The sequence below is a fragment of the Pseudomonas koreensis genome (genome assembly GCF_012986595.1).
In the GTDB taxonomy this organism is placed as follows: domain Bacteria; phylum Pseudomonadota; class Gammaproteobacteria; order Pseudomonadales; family Pseudomonadaceae; genus Aquipseudomonas; species Aquipseudomonas koreensis.
The window spans coordinates 39,580-54,555 of sequence record NZ_JAAQYM010000001.1 but is presented as its reverse complement, the minus strand read 5'-3'; the positions used below and the strand labels follow the sequence as shown (position 1 = coordinate 54,555).

The following is a 14,976-nucleotide window of genomic DNA, read 5'->3' as shown; positions in this document are numbered from 1 at the left end:
AACAACCCGCCGCCGACCTTCTGGGTCGCGGCCACTGCCATCTGATTGGAGTTTGATGACCATGAGTGTGGAAACTCAAAAGGAAACCCTGGGCTTCCAGACCGAGGTAAAGCAGCTGCTGCACCTCATGATCCATTCGCTGTATTCCAACAAGGAAATTTTCCTTCGCGAATTGATCTCGAACGCCTCTGACGCTGTCGACAAGCTGCGCTTCGAAGCCCTGGCCAAGCCTGAGTTGCTCGAAGGTGGCGCCGAGCTGAAAATCCGGGTGAGCTTCGACAAGGACGCCAAGACCGTCACCCTCGAAGACAACGGTATCGGCATGAACCGTGACGATGTGATCACCCATCTGGGGACCATCGCCAAATCGGGCACCGCCGATTTCATGAAGAATCTCTCGGGCGATCAGAAGAAAGATTCGCACCTGATCGGCCAGTTCGGCGTCGGCTTCTACTCGGCCTTCATCGTGGCGGACAAAGTTGACGTGTACAGCCGTCGCGCCGGCACTGCTGCCAGCGAAGGCGTGCACTGGTCGTCGAAAGGCGAGGGCGAGTTCGAAGTTGCCACTATCGACAAGCCAGAGCGCGGTACCCGCATCGTCCTGCACCTGAAATCCGGTGAAGACGAGTTCGCCGATGGCTGGCGTCTGCGCAACATCATCAAGAAGTACTCCGACCACATCGCGCTGCCGATCGAGCTGCCGAAAGAAGTGGCCGCTGCCGAAGGCGAAGAGAAGCCTGCCGTTGAATGGGAAACCGTCAACCGCGCCAGCGCCTTGTGGACCCGTCCGCGCACTGAAGTGAAGGACGAGGAATACCAGGAGTTCTACAAGCACATTGCCCACGACTTTGAAAACCCGTTGGCCTGGAGCCACAACAAGGTCGAAGGCAAGCTTGAGTACAGCTCGCTGCTGTACGTGCCGGCTCGCGCACCGTTCGACCTGTACCAGCGTGAAGCGCCGAAAGGCCTGAAGCTGTACGTGCAACGTGTATTCGTAATGGATCAGGCCGAGTCGTTCCTGCCGCTGTACCTGCGCTTCATCAAGGGCGTGGTCGATTCCAACGACCTGTCGCTGAACGTGTCGCGGGAAATCCTGCAGAAAGACCCGATCATCGACTCGATGAAAACCGCGCTGACCAAGCGCGTGCTGGACATGCTGGAAAAACTGGCGAAGAACGAGCCTGAGCAATACAAGGGCTTCTGGAAAAACTTCGGCCAGGTCATGAAAGAAGGCCCGGCAGAAGATTTCGCCAACAAGGAAAAAATTGCCGGTCTGCTGCGCTTTGCATCGACCAACGGTGACGACGGCGAGCAAATTGTCGGTCTGGCTGACTACCTGGCCCGCGCCAAGGAAGGTCAGGACAAGATCTACTACCTCACCGGTGAAACCTACGCGCAGGTCAAGAACAGCCCGCACCTGGAAGTCTTCCGCAAGAAAGGCATCGAAGTGCTGCTGCTGACCGACCGCATCGACGAGTGGCTGATGAGCTACCTCAGCGAATTCGACGGCAAGACCTTTGTCGACGTGGCGCGCGGTGATCTCGATCTGGGCAACCTGGACTCGGAAGAGGACAAGAAGGCCGCAGAAGAAGTCGCCAAGTCCAAAGAAGGTCTGGTCGAGCGTCTGAAAACTGCGCTGGGCGATTCCGTTGCCGAGGTTCGCGTCTCCCACCGTCTGACCGACTCGCCAGCCATTCTGGCCATCGGCGAACAGGACCTCGGCCTGCAAATGCGCCAGATCCTCGAAGCCAGCGGGCAGAAAGTGCCGGATTCGAAGCCGATCTTCGAATTCAACCCAAGCCACCCGCTGATCGAGAAACTCGACGGCGAGCAGAACGAAGGGCGTTTTGGCGACCTGTCGCACATCCTCTTCGATCAGGCTGCCCTGGCGGCTGGCGAAAGCTTGAAAGACCCGGCCGCTTATGTGACCCGTCTGAACAAGCTGCTGGTTGAACTGTCAGCTTAATCACGTTGTAGAAAAACCCGCTTCGGCGGGTTTTTTCATTCTGGTGTTTAACATTCAGGAGTCAGAAATGAGCCAAGTCACTGTATGTTCTGTGGTCTATCAGCTCGATGGTCAGCCTTTTGAAGGTCGTCTGGCCTTCGACGCCGAGCACAAGGGCGCACGCCCGGGCCTGTTGATGGCGCCGAACTGGATGGGCGTCAGCGCCGGGGCGGAGGAGATCGCCAAGTCGGTTGCGGCCAAGGGCTACGTGGTGTTGATTGCCGACGTGTACGGTCAGGCAGTGCGTCCGCAGAACGCTGATCAGGCTGGCGCGGCGATGATGCCGCTGAAAAATGATCGTGCTTTGCTGCGCAAGCGCATGCAGGCGGCGTTCGAGCAACTGCAACAGCAGGGCGAGGCGGCGGTCGATACGTCGAAACTGGCGGTGTTCGGTTTCTGCTTCGGCGGTTGCTGTGCACTGGATCTGGCCCGTACCGGGGCGGCGGTCAAAGCGGCGGTGTCGTTCCACGGCACGCTGGATTCGCCGAACCCGGCGGACGCGAAGAACATCAAGGGCTCGGTGCTGGTGCTGCACGGCGCTGCCGATCCACTGGTGCCGAAAGAGCAATTGCCGGCGTTTGAAGATGAGATGAACGCGGCGAATGTCGATTGGCAGTTGCTCAGCTACGGCGGTGCGGTGCACTCGTTCACCGATCCGCATGCCAATGTGCCGGGCAAGATGATGTACGACGCGAAGACCGCCAAGCGCGCGTTCAAGTCGATGCATGACTTGCTGGATGAAGTGTTCAAGGGTTGATTCTGGTGGCAGGCACTCACTTTTGTGATGCCTGACAGGGCCCCATCGCTGGCAAGCCAGCTCCCACAGTTTTCGAGTCGTTTGCAGAATATCTATTCGACGCGAAAACCTGTGGCAGCTGGCTTGCCAGCGATGACTGACTCACAGGCGACACAGAACTAAGGCAATTCAATCCGCTCAACTTCCCCCGGTACTGTCGGCCAATCCCCGGCCGCCCATTTGCGCCGCGCCTCATCGATTGCCGCCGGATCGCTCGCGACAAAATTCCAGTTGATCCGCCGTGGCCCGTCCAGCGCCGCGCCGCCAAACACCACCGCGTGCACATCACTTTCGGCAAACAGGCTCATCTCTTCTCCGCCCGGCAACACCGCCAGCGCATGGGGTTCGAGGGGCTCGCCATTCAGCTGCGCATCCCCACTCAGCACATAAACTGCGCGTTCCGCGTGCTCGGTCGGGATCAGCAATGTGGTCGCCGTCTGCATCTTCACTTCGGCGTATAGCGTAGGAGAAAGCACCGGCACCGGTGATTCCAGGCAAAAGCCTGATCCGGCAATCATGCGGATCTGCACGCCAAGGTTATCGCTGACCGGCAGCGTCGCCGCCGGGTGATGGCTGTAATGCCCCGGGCCTTGCTCGTGATCCTTGGGCGAAGCCAGCCAGATCTGTAAGCCGTGCATCGTGAAGCTTTGCTCCCACAGTGGCTCGGGGGTTCGCTCGACGTGTGCAATGGCGCTGCCCGCCGTCATCCAGCTGACATCACCAGCGCTGACCACCTGATCGGAACCAAGGCTGTCCTTGTGCTGGAGCTGCCCTTCGAAGAGATAAGTCAGGGTCGACAGACCAATGTGCGGATGCTGTCGGATATTCATGCCTTTGCCCGTCGGATAAACCGTCTCGAGCATGTGGTCGAAAAACACGAAAGGCCCGACGCTGCGGCATTTGGCTGATGGCAGCGGGCGCAGGATCGGCTGGCCTTCGACGTCTTCGGCGCGCGGGCGGATGATCAGGGGTGGCGTGTCCATGGTGCATTCCAGGCTGAGCGGGTGATGCCAGAAGCATAACCCGCCGCTGGCAAGTGGGGGATTACTGGCTGTCGAAGCCTTGTGGGGCGTGGGTTTCGATGCTGACGTCGGTGGTGGTCATCAGTTTGTGGATCGGGCAGCGATCGGCAACCCGCAGCAGTTCTTCGCGTTGCGCGTCCGTCAGCACGCCTTTGAGCGTGAGGGTGACGTGTAACGCGTATTTGCCTTTCTGTTCTTCACTGTTGTCGCGTTTGACCTCGACACCCACGCCGGTCAGCGGGATGTCTTTTTTCTTGGCGTACATCTTCAGGGTCAGGGCTTTGCAGGCACCGAGGGCGGCGTCGAAGTAATCGTGCGGCTCCGGGGCGGTGCCTTCGCCGCCGGCAGACTTCGGCACGTCGGCAAACAATTCGTGGTCATCGATCTTTACGGTGTGACGAAACCCTTCGGCGGAGACGGTGTTGACGGTAACAGTCATGGCAACCTCACTGGCAGTAGGAAAAGTCGTGCGATCAAAAAAGACCCTGCAGTTATAGAGCATTCCCACAAGCACGCGTTCCACTTTCCTGCAGGATGAACCCTTGCTGTCGGCTCAGGGTCTAGGCTATGCCTACCTGCCGGAGATTACTTGTGTCCTTGTTTCGTTTGAGTCTTGCCTGCCTGCTGGCATTTGCCGGTACGGCCAGTGCCAGGGAATACACCTACAGCGATGCGCACCTGCACTACGTGGATTTCTTCCAGGAAACCGCCGGCATGGCGAAATTGCTCACGGCCATGCAAGACAATTCCATCGACCATGTGATGATTTCCGGGATTCCCGTGGCGAAGAAATGGCACGAGGACGAACCCAAGCGCCCGCGTTATTACGCCGGTGACGACGCCGACGCCTACTGGTATAGCGCCACCGACATGATCGTCGCCGATGCGGTGCAAAAACTGACCGCGGAACAGCGTCAGCACTTTCACCCGTTTCTGTCCGGGTTCAACCCCAACGACAAGAACTCCGCAGCGCATATCCAGCGTCTGCTCGATCTGTATCCGGGGTTGTGGCAGGGCATAGGCGAAGTGTTTACCCGCCATGATGACCTGACGGCGCTGACCGCCGGCGACACTCCGAGGGCCAACAACGAGGCGATGACACGCATCTATCACCTGGCGGCGGAAAACGATCTGCCGGTGATGCTGCATTCCAACATCACTTCCAAGCGTGAGAAAAATCCTCTTTACCTGAAGGAAGTCGAAGAACCGCTGCGTAATCACCCGCACACCCGCTTCATCTGGGCGCATGCCGGCACCAGTGCGGAGATTCATCGGCACCAGACGCAGCTGAAATTTCTTCTGCCCACCGTCAGCCGGTTGCTTGAGGCTTATCCGAATCTGTTCATTGATTTGTCGTGGAGCATGCTCACGCCCTATCTGTTGGACGAACAGGGCAAGCCGCGCGCGGACTGGCTGGCGTTGGTGGAGAAATACCCGGAGCGCTTCATGATCGGTTCGGATGTTGTAGGCCGATTCAACAAACTCGGTCAGGAAATGCATAGCTTCACGCCATTCCTTGATGCACTGCCCGAAGAGGTGGCGCGTAAAGTCGCCCGGGACAACTTCCTGGCGATATTGCCGCGAACAGCAGCAAAGTCCAAGAAAACCGCGCTGAATCGTTAATGCCAAAGGTTCGAAGTATCAAGGCCTTTTGATATCACGTTTTGGTCTTACGCAAATTTTCGCCGGGCCGATACCTTCTAAAGCAGCCAGCTGCAGGGTTGATGCAGCGCTTTTGGAAGGAACCAGAGCAATGAGTATCCGTAGTCTGAATATCGCACCGCGTGCCAGTCTGGGGTTTGGCGTTTTGGCACTGATGGTTTTCGCACTCGGGGCATTCGCCCTGCTGCAGATGTCGAACATGCGCGCGCAGTCCGATGAGGTCGATAAAAACTGGCTGCCCAGCGTGATGGCGGTCGGCGAAATGAGTCAGGACATGTTGCGCCTGCGCGCGCTGACCATGCGCCTGCTGCTCAATCGCGATCCACAGGCGCTGGAGCAGAATGTCACCAAGCTCAACGAGCTGCGCGGCGTGTTGAGCGAAGCCCAGCAACGCTACGACGTGCTGATCGTGTTGCCCGAGGAGCGAAACCTGTTCGATCGCTTCAAGGTCGCCGAACACAAGTATCTGGAATTTCAGGCGCAGGTCATGGCGTTGTCCGCGCAGAATCGGGTCGAGGAGGCTGCGGCGATTCTTAACGGCCAGATGAGCCCTTTGGCGGATGAAATCGCCGTCACCTTGCGCGACCTGGTCGAGCTGAACAAGCACAACGCCAACCTTGCCACCGAAGCGGCGCGGTTGGTGTTCATCAATTCGCGGGTGTGGGTCGCGGTGATGATCGGCATCACCGCGCTGATCACCATCGGCCTGGCGCTGCTGCTGACCCGCAGCATCGTCCTGCCGCTGGCGCAGTCGCTGGGTGTGGCGGAGGTGGTGGCGGGCGGCGATCTGACCGGCGACATCAACATCTCCGGCAAGGACGAACCGGCACGGCTGTTACAGGCGCTGAAAAGCATGCAGCACAACCTGCGCGACACCATCCGCCAGATTTCCGAATCGTCCAGCCAATTGGCGTCGGCCTCGGAGGAGCTGAGTTGCGTCACGGAAGACGCCACGCGCGGGCTGCATCAGCAGAGCCTGGAGATCGAGCAAGCAGCCACAGCGGTGAATCAAATGACCGCTGCCGTGGAGGAGGTGGCGAGCAATGCGGTGGCGACGTCCGAGGCGTCGCGCGAGTCTGACCGCATCGCCCAGCACGGCCGCGAGCAGGTCAAGCAGACCGTGACTTCAATCGAATTCCTGGCCGATGACGTCACGTCGAACGCCGCGCAGGTGGAAGATCTCGCGCAGAAGGTTCACGGCATCAGCAAAGTGCTGGACGTGATCCGTTCGATCGCCGAGCAGACCAATCTGCTGGCATTGAACGCGGCGATCGAGGCGGCGCGGGCGGGGGATGCCGGACGAGGGTTTGCGGTGGTGGCCGATGAGGTACGGGCGCTGGCGCATCGCACCCAGCAGTCGACCCAGGAAATCGAACAGATGATCGGCGGGATTCAGCAGGGCACCGATTCGGCAGTGAGTTCGATGCAGCAGAGCAACATCCGTGCGCATTCGACCCTGGAGTTGGCGAAGGCGGCGGGCGTGGCGCTGGAGGAAATCGCCTCGGCGTTCACCTTGATCAACGAGCGCAACCTGGTGATCGCCAGCGCCTCGGAGGAGCAGGCGGCGGTGGCAAGGGAGGTGGATCGCAACCTGATGAATATCCGCGATCTGGCGATGCAGACTTCGGCGGGGGCGAATCAGACCAGTGCGGCGAGTCAGGAACTGTCGCGACTGGCGGTGGATTTGAACAATATGGTGGCGAAGTTTTCGGTCTGATCTGACCGTTGAAGACCGCGCTGAACCCTGTGGGAGCGAGCCTGCTCGCGATTGCTGTCTGACATTCAATGCATGTGTTGTTTGACAGTCGGCTATCGCGAGCAGGCTCACTCCTACAGGTTTTGCACCCGGCTCAGGACGAGAAAGCAGGCACAAAAAAGCCCCGCATTGGCGGGGCTTTTCGTTTTAGCGGCGGATCAGCTGCCTTTAACGGTTTTGCCGTTGACCGTGCCGTCCTGGAGCATGATGTTGTACTCCTTGCCGTCGGTTTCAACCTGTTGCAGGCGGACCAGCAGGTAATCCCAGTCCTTGGCGAACCACAGGACAGTGATGCGCTTGCTTTGTGTCGGGTCGCGCACGCGCTCGACTTTGATCGCGTCGATCTGGCCGGCCTTGGTTTCGACCTTCTCGGAGCCCAGTACGCGGAAGTCATAAGTGTCGACTTCACCATCATCGACCACCTGGTAGCTCATGGTCTTTTTGCCGGCGGCCACGTCATGCTGCAGGGCCAGCTGGTAAGTGGACTTGTCGACCATGCCGCGGTTCAGCGGAACCTTGACCGGATCGCCGCGATCCGTGCCGGTGACCATCTTGCTGTTCCAGTCGAAGTCCAGATCAGCCTTTTTCGCCTTGCCCAGACCACCGCGTTCGAAATGGTAGGACTGTGGCAGCAGCGTGTCCTTGTCCAGGGTCAGGGTGCTTTCTTCAGTCAGGCTGGCGATCATCATCGATGCCTTGAAGCTGAGTTTCCAGACGCCGTTGGCTTGCTTGGTCAGGCTGCGTTCGGCGGTGCCGCTCATGGGCAACTGCTTCCAGTCGGCGGTGTAGCTGGCGGAGAACGGTTGAAGGTCTGCCGCCTGCGCGAAGGGCAGGGCGAGCAAGGCGCAAGCGAAGAGCAGGGCGCGACGCATAAAATCTCCTAGTGTCGAATCAAGTGGCCGCTGGCCGCGAGTAGCTGGCCGTCCAGTAAAGCACCTTGTTCACCGAGTGCCAGTCGGCCTTCGGCAAACCAGCGTACAGCCATCGGGTAGATCAGGTGTTCCTGAACATGAACTCGCTGCGCCAGACTGTGCGGCGTGTCGTGCAACTCTACCGGTATTACTGCCTGTACGACCAGTGGTCCACCATCGAGTTCCTCGGTGACGAAGTGCACGGAGCAGCCGTGCTCGGCGTCGCCGGCCTCCAGCGCGCGCTGATGAGTGTGTAACCCTTTGTATTTGGGCAGCAGCGACGGGTGGATATTGAGCAGTCGACCCTGGTAGTGACGCACGAAATCAGCGCTGAGAATGCGCATGAAGCCGGCCAGCACTACCAGTTTCGGTTTGAATTCGTCGATCAGTTCGATCAGGGCTGCATCGAAGGCCTCGCGACCTTCGAAGGCCTTGTGATCCAGCGAGCGGGTGGCGATACCCGCGTCACTGGCGCGTTGCAGGCCGTAGGCGTCGGCGCGGTTGGAAATCACCGCAGCGATGCGGACCGGGCTGTCGCCGGTCCGCGTGCTGTCGATCAGAGCCTGCAAGTTACTGCCGGTGCCGGACAACAGCACCACGACATCACAGGTTGCGGACATTAATGAGCCTTAAGGTTCTGCAGATCAACCTGAGCAGCGCCTTCGGCAGCGGCAGCGATCTGGCCGATGACCCAAGGCTGCTCGCCGGCGTCGCGCAGGGTGTTCAGGGCTACTTCAACGTGCTCCTGAGCCACGCAGATCACCATGCCCACGCCGCAGTTCAGCACGCGGTGCATCTCGGTCTCGTCAACGTTGCCTTTCTCTTGCAGCCAGTCGAAGACGGCCGGGCGAGTCCAGCTGGCCACGTCAACCACGGCCTGAGCGCCTTTGGGCAGCACGCGCGGGATGTTGTCCAGCAGGCCACCACCGGTGATGTGGGCCATGGCTTTGACGGCGCCGGTGTCTTTGATCAGCTTGAGCAGCGGCTTCACGTAGATACGGGTCGGGGCCATCAGCAGGTCGGTCAGCGGTTTGCCGTCGAGCTGGGTATTCTCGATGTCGGCGCCGGACACTTCGATGATCTTGCGGATCAGCGAGTAGCCGTTGGAGTGCGGGCCGGACGATGGCAGGGCGATCAGCGCGTCACCGGTGGCGACTTTCGAGCCGTCGATGATTTCAGCCTTTTCCACCACGCCGACGCAGAAACCGGCCAGGTCGTAGTCTTCGCCTTCGTACATGCCTGGCATTTCCGCGGTTTCGCCGCCGACCAGCGAGCAACCCGACAGTTCGCAGCCGGCGCCGATGCCGGTTACAACCTGGGCAGCGGTGTCGACGTTGAGTTTGCCGGTGGCGTAGTAGTCGAGGAAGAACAGTGGCTCAGCGCCGCAAACCACCAGGTCGTTGACGCACATCGCAACCAGGTCGATACCGATGCTGTCGTGCTTGTTCAGGTTCAACGCCAGGCGCAGCTTGGTGCCGACGCCGTCGGTGCCGGAAACCAGCACAGGCTGCTTGTAGCCGGCCGGGATTTCGCAGAGGGCGCCGAAACCGCCCAGGCCGCCCATGACTTCCGGGCGCGCAGTGCGCTTGGCGACGCTCTTGATGCGTTCGACCAATGCTTCACCGGCGTCGATGTCTACACCGGCGTCCTTGTAGCTCAGGGAGGGTTGCTTGCTCATGATCCAGGCCTTTAGGGGAGGGGATTCAGGGGTAACGACCGAGTTCAGCGGGAACATCGAAATCGAGAGGGCGATGGCCTCACGCGAATTTCGGGGTGCCCGGCTGTTGCCGGTCTGCGAAGGCGCGCGATTTTATCAGGCTTGAGGGGCAGCGGCCATCCTCGCGCCGACGGGCAGAGGCATAATCGACTGAAATTTTTTGCAATTGTGCCCGGTGGCTGCCTGTATAAGGTGTGCCGATTAACCGTCTATCGTTATCACTGTGCAAAAACTTACCGCTAGCGTGTGAATGTTTTGCGATGGCAGATTGTCACAGCCTTGCTTAACCGGTTCACGCGGCCTGTTCCAGCCGCTCCTGTCGACGGGAATTTTCCATGCGTTTTTGTAAATTGTTGGTTGTGGGTTGTTTGTCTGTGGTCAGCCTGGCGAGTCATGCCGAAAACCTCAAGGGTCTCTATCAAGTACGTCAGCCGGTCAGCAGCCAGGCACCGGAAGAGCGTGATCGCGCCACTCAGGCGGCGCTGGATACCTTGGTGCTGCGACTGACCGGTGACCCGAAGGCCCCGCAGAATCCGGGGCTGGCGGCGATTCGCAAGGATCCGCAACAGATCATCAGCCAATTCGGCTTCGATGCCGGGCCGCCGGAAGTGCTGAAGGTCGATTTCGATCCGGCCACCACCGAGCAGGCGCTGCGTCGGGCAGGGTTGTCATTGTGGGGCGCAAGTCGGCCGTCGATTCTGAGCTGGTGGCTGAACGATTCGACTGAAGGCTCGAGTCTGGTCGGCGACGGTCAGTCTGCCGCTGCACCGTTGCGTGCAGCGGCCCAGCATCGTGGCCTGCCATTGCGCTTGCCGCTGGCGGACCTGAGTGAACAACTGGTGGCTACCGCGCCGGTGCTGGATGGCACTGATCCAGCGCCATTGCGCGGTGCCTCGGAGCGTTACGGCGCGGATGCCTTGCTCGCGGTGCATGCGCACGAAGAGGGCGGGCAGTGGCAGGCCAAATGGCATCTGTGGCTGGGCGACCAGAAAGAGGCCGGCAGCGTGCAGGGCGCCGATCAGGCTGCTGTGGCCGATGCGGTGATGCTGGCGGTGGCCGAGCGTCTGGCGCCGCGATTTGTCGCCAAACCTGGCGCTTCGGGTCAACAGACCCTCGAAGTGCAGGGCATGAATCTGGAGCATTACGCCGCACTGCTGCGGTTACTCGAACCGTTCGGTGTGCGTCTGCAAAGTGTCGATGGCGATCGTATCGTGTATCGGGTCAACGGCAGTGCCGATCAGTTGCGTGCGCAATTGTCGCTGGCGAAGTTGCAGGAGTTGCCGGCCGAAGCGCCGACCCCCGTCGCAGCGCCACAGCCCGCCGTCGCAGGGGCTGTGCCTGTTGCAGCGCCGGTTCCGACCCCGGTGGCACCGTCGTTGCGGTTTCGCTGGTAAGTCTTTCTTTATATAGAAGCAGTAGGAGTGGTACATGGCTGATACGCGGCGTTGGTTCTGGCTTGGCGGGGTAGTCCTGCTGTGCGCGTTCGTCTGGTTGCTGCATCCGATTCTCACGCCATTTCTGGTGGCGCTGCTGCTGGCGTATCTGTTCGATCCGCTGGTGGATCGCCTGGAGCGTCTGGGCCTGTCCCGTACCTGGGGCGTGATCGCGGTGTTTGCCTTGTTCACGTTGATCGTCACCACATTGATGCTGGTGCTGGTGCCGATGCTCGCCAAACAGTTGCTGCGCTTGTACGAGCTCGCGCCACAGATGCTCGACTGGTTGCAACATACGGCGCTGCCGTGGGCACAGTCGAAGCTGGGGCTGTCGGACGGCTTCTGGAAGTTCGACAAGGTCAAGGCCGCGATCAGCGAGCACATGGGCCAGACCACTGACATCGTCGGTGTGGTGCTCAGTCAAGCCACGGCTTCCAGCCTGGCGCTGATTGGCTGGCTGGCGAATCTGGTGCTGATTCCGGTTGTGAGCTTCTACCTGCTGCGCGACTGGGACGTGATGATGGCCAAGATCCGCAGCCTGTTGCCGCGCGATCGTGAAGAAACCATCGTCTCGCTGGCCGGTGAGTGCCATGAGGTGCTGGGTGCGTTCGTACGCGGGCAATTGCTGGTCATGCTCGCGCTGGGCGTGATCTATGCGGCGGGCTTGATGATTGTCGGTCTGGAACTGGGGCTGTTGATCGGTCTGATCGCGGGTCTGGCGGCGATCGTGCCGTACATGGGCTTCGTGATCGGGATTGGCGCGGCGCTGATTGCCGGATTGTTCCAGTTCGGTGGCGATCTGTACCCGATGATCGGGATTGTCGCGGTATTCATGGTGGGCCAGGCCCTGGAGGGCATGGTGCTGACGCCACTGCTGGTGGGCGACCGGATCGGTCTGCACCCGGTGGCGGTGATCTTTGCGATTCTGGCCGGTGGCGAGCTGTTCGGGTTTACCGGTGTGCTGCTGGCGCTGCCGGTGGCAGCGGTGATCATGGTGCTGGTGCGTCACGTCCATGATTTGTATAAAGACTCCGATATCTACAGCGGGACGGATGAGCCCGAACTGTAACGTCTTCGCGGGCGGCCCAGCATTGCGCCGGGTTGGCCCGTGTTTTGCGGCGGATTTGCTCAGCGCCGCGTCAGAGAAACTGTCATAAAACCAGCGTGTTAACGCAAACCTTTGATTTTGCTTGGGGTCTGTCGCATTGTGCGCTCAGCTTCACGGGTATAAACTTCGCAAACTTTACACAGAGGCCACTAACGGTTCCTTGAGAACTGTTCAGTCAGCATGAAACCGATTCAGCTGCCCCTAGGTGTGCGTCTGCGTGACGACGCCACCTTCATCAACTACTACCCAGGCGCCAATGCCGCTGCACTCGGCTATGTCGAGCGCCTATGCGAAGCCGACGCCGGCTGGACCGAAAGCCTGATTTACCTGTGGGGCAAGCACGGGGTAGGGCGTACGCATCTGTTGCAGGCCGCATGCCTGCGCTTCGAGCAGATGGGTGAACCGGCGGTGTACCTGCCGCTGGCCGAGTTGATGGATCGCGGTATCGAAATTCTCGACAACCTTGAACAGTACGAACTGGTCTGCCTCGATGACCTGCAGGTGATTGCCGGCAAGGCGGATTGGGAAGAGGCAATGTTTCACCTGTTCAACCGTCTGCGTGACAGCGGTCGGCGCTTGCTGATTGCCGCCTCTACCTCGCCTCGTGAGCTGCCGGTCAAACTGGCCGACCTCAAATCGCGCCTGACCCTGGCGCTGATATTCCAGATGCGACCGCTTTCCGATGAAGACAAATTGCGCGCGCTGCAATTGCGCGCTTCGCGTCGAGGTCTGCACCTGACCGATGAAGTCGGGCATTTTATTTTGACCCGGGGCACCCGCAGCATGAGTGCATTGTTCGACCTGCTCGAACAGCTGGATCAGGCCTCGCTGCAGGCACAACGCAAGCTGACAATTCCGTTCCTGAAAGAAACCCTTGGTTGGTAGTACAGCCCTTTAAATTCGGGGCTTTCGGACGGTTTCGACATATTTCAGGCGCCAGAAAATCCGCTTTTCCGCACTGTGTGCAGACCGCGTATCGATTCAAATGGGCTTAAGCGCTTAGATGTAAACGAGAAACCGGGAAGTCACAAAAAGATCGATTGAATTTGCAAATGAGGCCGATAGCGGGCATAGTCTCGGCTTCTTTACAACTTCAGCCACGGTCGTGCCCATGCTAAATCGCTTCGCACCCCTCGTGCCTCTCGCACTCGTCACCCTGTTGTTCGGTTGCGCTGCTCATTCTCCAGTCCAAGAGCAGCCTCAACAGGTTAAAAATTCCGCCACGGCGCAGTCTTCCGTTATTTACCAGGAAGAGCTGGCCACCGAAAAAGAACTCGCCGATTTCAACGGCAAGAAGCCCTACGAGCTTCCGGTTCTGGCCGACAGCATCCTCGAACGCGGCATGTCCCTGATCGGTACCCGTTACCGTTTCGGCGGTACCTCTGAAGCCGGTTTCGACTGCAGCGGTTTCATCGGCTACCTGTTCCGCGAAGAAGCTGGCATGAACCTGCCGCGCTCTACCCGCGAAATGATCAACGTGGATGCCCCTCTGGTCTCACGCAGCAATCTTGAGCCGGGCGATCTGCTGTTCTTCGCCACCAACGGTCGTCGCGGTCGTGTAAGCCACGCCGGGATCTACCTGGGTGACAACCAGTTCATTCACTCCAGCAGTCGTCGCAGCGGCGGTGTTCGCATCGACAGCCTGGGTGACAGCTACTGGAGCAAGACCTTCATCGAAGCCAAGCGCGCCCTCGCGATGGCACCGACCGTGGTCACCGCTCGCAAGTAATTCCCCGTTGTCGCCATGTCCGTGGCGACAAAAACGGCCCGCGGCACCGGAGTAGACCTAGACTTTACAAGGTGAAGTTAAAGTCTTACTTGAAGTTTGTCGTATAGCCGCTAGAATCCTGTATCTATATTGATGGCAAACCGCCTGCGTGCTCCGCAGGCGGTTTTGTTTCTGTCCATCCGGCAGAGAAAGCCGCAGCCAGATCAGGATGTTCTGCTTATGACGATGTCGGCCCGCCTCACAGTGATCTTCTTCGCAGCGCTGCTCAGCGCCTGCGCCAGCCGCACTCCGCCGCCTGCGCCCGTCGTACGCGCTCCGGTGGTGTTCGGACCTTCCCAGTCGTTCTCGCCCGCCGCTGAAGACGTGCTGTTTCGCGCGCTCGGCCTGGTCGGTACGCCTTATCGCTGGGGCGGCAACACGCCAGACTCCGGGTTTGATTGCAGTGGCCTGATCGGTTTCGTCTACCGCGATGCGGCCGGTATCAGCTTGCCGCGCTCGACGCGCGAGATGATCGTGATGCAGGCGCCGAATGTCGGCAAGGAAGGTTTGCAGACCGGCGACCTGATTTTCTTCGCCACCAATGGCGGCTCGCAGGTCAGTCATGCCGGGATCTACGTTGGAGAAGGGCGCTTCGTGCATGCGCCGGCAACCGGCGGCACGGTGAAGCTGGACAGCCTGTCGAAGGCGTATTGGCAGAAGGCTTATCTGAGTGCCAAGCGGGTGTTGCAGCCGGAGCATCTGGCGCATAACCCGTAGTAAAAATCGCAGCAATCCTAATGTGGGAGCGAGCCTGCTCGCGAAAGCGGTGTATCAGTCAACTCAATGGAGGCTGACACT

14 protein-coding genes and 1 pseudogene are annotated in these 14,976 nt (G+C 59.8%); 10 read left to right on the top strand and 5 right to left on the bottom strand.

The features are described from left to right. The first annotated feature begins 61 nt into the window (after positions 1-61). Together htpG and HBN98_RS00270 are read left to right on the top strand one after the other, a co-directional pair. On the top strand, positions 62-1,966 hold the full coding sequence (gene htpG, locus HBN98_RS00275) for a molecular chaperone HtpG (RefSeq protein ID WP_083369358.1): 1,905 nt from the start codon (positions 62-64) through the stop codon (positions 1,964-1,966). A 67-nt stretch (positions 1,967-2,033) separates the two neighbouring features. Next, on the top strand, positions 2,034-2,762 hold the full coding sequence (locus HBN98_RS00270) for a dienelactone hydrolase family protein (RefSeq protein WP_083366570.1): 729 nt from the start codon (positions 2,034-2,036) through the stop codon (positions 2,760-2,762). Between the two features lie 158 nt (positions 2,763-2,920). Here the strand turns inward: HBN98_RS00270 and HBN98_RS00265 are convergent, their stop codons facing one another. Together HBN98_RS00265 and HBN98_RS00260 are read right to left on the bottom strand one after the other, a co-directional pair. Further along, the gene (locus HBN98_RS00265) at positions 2,921-3,784 is read right to left on the bottom strand and encodes a pirin family protein (protein WP_083366569.1); all 864 of its coding nucleotides are present in this window, start codon (positions 3,782-3,784) and stop codon (positions 2,921-2,923) included. 61 nt (positions 3,785-3,845) lie between these two features. After that, entirely contained in the window at positions 3,846-4,262 is a 417-nt protein-coding gene (locus HBN98_RS00260; RefSeq protein ID WP_083366568.1) for an OsmC family protein, read from the bottom strand. 128 nt (positions 4,263-4,390) lie between these two features. Between HBN98_RS00260 and HBN98_RS00255 the strand changes: the two genes are divergently transcribed. The 3 genes and pseudogenes from HBN98_RS00255 to HBN98_RS28145 all read left to right on the top strand — a co-directional run bounded on the left by HBN98_RS00255 (position 4,391) and on the right by HBN98_RS28145 (position 7,202). Continuing rightward, the gene (locus HBN98_RS00255; protein WP_083366567.1) at positions 4,391-5,446 is read left to right on the top strand and encodes an amidohydrolase family protein; all 1,056 of its coding nucleotides are present in this window, start codon (positions 4,391-4,393) and stop codon (positions 5,444-5,446) included. Between the two features lie 130 nt (positions 5,447-5,576). Then, a pseudogene (locus tag HBN98_RS28150) lies at positions 5,577-6,347 on the top strand (MCP four helix bundle domain-containing protein); the annotation flags it as partial. Continuing rightward, complete coding sequence (locus HBN98_RS28145) at positions 6,339-7,202, top strand: methyl-accepting chemotaxis protein (protein ID WP_414860580.1); 864 nt, start codon at positions 6,339-6,341, stop codon at positions 7,200-7,202. The pseudogene HBN98_RS28150 and the gene HBN98_RS28145, both read left to right, overlap by 9 nt. A 197-nt stretch (positions 7,203-7,399) precedes the next feature. On the opposite strand, the gene HBN98_RS00245 is transcribed toward HBN98_RS28145, so the two are convergent. Genes HBN98_RS00245 through purM form a run of 3 tightly spaced genes read right to left on the bottom strand, consistent with a single transcriptional unit; the run spans position 7,400 to position 9,830 of the window. After that, a complete protein-coding gene (locus HBN98_RS00245; RefSeq protein WP_064586643.1) occupies positions 7,400-8,113 on the bottom strand; it encodes a DUF3108 domain-containing protein in 714 nt (237 codons plus the stop codon). 8 nt (positions 8,114-8,121) lie between these two features. Further along, positions 8,122-8,772, bottom strand: coding sequence for a phosphoribosylglycinamide formyltransferase (purN, locus tag HBN98_RS00240; RefSeq protein ID WP_083366565.1), 651 nt, complete (start codon positions 8,770-8,772; stop codon positions 8,122-8,124). Then, positions 8,772-9,830, bottom strand: a complete 1,059-nt coding sequence (gene purM / locus HBN98_RS00235; RefSeq protein WP_064586645.1) for a phosphoribosylformylglycinamidine cyclo-ligase — start codon at positions 9,828-9,830, stop codon at positions 8,772-8,774. Before purM ends, purN begins: the two co-directional genes overlap by 1 nt. Before the next feature lie 374 nt (positions 9,831-10,204). Here purM and HBN98_RS00230 point away from each other — a divergent pair, with 374 nt between their 5' ends. From HBN98_RS00230 to HBN98_RS00210, 5 genes are all read left to right on the top strand, one after another. Continuing rightward, positions 10,205-11,263, top strand: a complete 1,059-nt coding sequence (locus tag HBN98_RS00230) for a DUF2066 domain-containing protein (RefSeq protein ID WP_064586646.1) — start codon at positions 10,205-10,207, stop codon at positions 11,261-11,263. A 34-nt stretch (positions 11,264-11,297) separates the two neighbouring features. After that, the gene (locus HBN98_RS00225) at positions 11,298-12,371 is read left to right on the top strand and encodes an AI-2E family transporter (protein ID WP_064586647.1); all 1,074 of its coding nucleotides are present in this window, start codon (positions 11,298-11,300) and stop codon (positions 12,369-12,371) included. 219 nt (positions 12,372-12,590) lie between these two features. Then, on the top strand, positions 12,591-13,295 hold the full coding sequence (hda, locus tag HBN98_RS00220) for a DnaA regulatory inactivator Hda (protein ID WP_003223042.1): 705 nt from the start codon (positions 12,591-12,593) through the stop codon (positions 13,293-13,295). 226 nt (positions 13,296-13,521) lie between these two features. Then, complete coding sequence (locus HBN98_RS00215) at positions 13,522-14,139, top strand: C40 family peptidase (protein WP_003223044.1); 618 nt, start codon at positions 13,522-13,524, stop codon at positions 14,137-14,139. Between the two features lie 219 nt (positions 14,140-14,358). Continuing rightward, positions 14,359-14,895: a C40 family peptidase gene (locus HBN98_RS00210; protein WP_083366564.1), complete on the top strand. Its 537-nt coding sequence runs from the start codon at positions 14,359-14,361 to the stop codon at positions 14,893-14,895. The last annotated feature ends 81 nt before the right edge of the window (positions 14,896-14,976 follow it).